This window comes from Staphylococcus sp. 231237_7MaSpsaltlick (assembly GCF_043107035.1).
On the sequence record NZ_JBICNX010000390.1, the window covers coordinates 1 to 434 of the forward strand.

The following is a 434-nucleotide window of genomic DNA, read 5'->3' on the forward strand; positions in this document are numbered from 1 at the left end:
GAAGGTATTTATATAGTAGAGGTATCAGAATGTTATAGCTTTACCAATGATATAAGACAGGCTAGTTTATTTGAAAATTTATACGAAGCGCGTCGAATGGCTAAAAAGTGTGGTGGCACAGCTAAAAAGTACGTTATAACGCATGAAGTAAAATCATGTGACACAGAATAAGGAGTGAGTGTGGATGTATAACAATAATTACAAAGAGTTTGAAGAAATAAAAGAACAAATAATATACAAAAGAGTGACGGCATGGACTGATGAAACACTAACACTTGATGATGGAACAGTAATTGAAATAGTTGAAAGTGAACAAGATTGTTGCGCAAGTGCCGGTGGTACTTGGTCAAATGTAAAGCTAGATGCGTTAATAACTAATGTGAAAATAGAAGATGAAATCACACGTCCTATATTTGAGGATTATCCGGATGATG

Annotated in this window: 1 protein-coding gene; it reads left to right on the plus strand. The window is 34.6% G+C overall.

Translation table 11 applies throughout. From position 1 onward, the window contains the following. Positions 1–184: 184 nt before the first annotated feature. Positions 185–434, plus strand: a 250-nt coding sequence (locus ACF91D_RS32035) for a DUF7448 domain-containing protein (RefSeq protein WP_483883409.1), incomplete at its 3' end; no start/stop codon positions are given.